General features: G+C 58.4%; 1 protein-coding gene. It reads right to left on the reverse strand.

The window, feature by feature from the left end; translation table 11 throughout:
- Positions 1–89: 89 nt before the first annotated feature.
- Complete coding sequence (locus FCK22_RS19490) at positions 90–254, reverse strand: BCCT family transporter (protein WP_282705410.1); 165 nt, start codon at positions 252–254, stop codon at positions 90–92.
- Position 255 lies beyond the last annotated feature (1 nt).

The raw sequence follows: 255 nt of genomic DNA on the forward strand, positions 1-255 counted from the left end.
CCACGTAAAAGAAACAGGGTCGATCCGGTCACCAGCACAAAGAGCATCAAGAGAACCGCCATAGCCGATGTTGATGTTCGACAAAAGCTTCACCCCCGCTGTCGAGCCCCGCCACGATCGAGCCGACAGACCATGGTCAGCACGGCGAGGATCATGATCTTCAAAAAGGTCGAAGCGTCCCAGCCAAAAAGCTCGGACAGCCCCGCCGCGATCTGCGAAGAGCCGAGACCGAGGGACACCGCAACGCCGAAGATC

Source organism: Sulfitobacter sp. 15WGC (genome assembly GCF_005068605.1).
GTDB classification, from domain to species: domain Bacteria; phylum Pseudomonadota; class Alphaproteobacteria; order Rhodobacterales; family Rhodobacteraceae; genus Sulfitobacter; species Sulfitobacter faviae.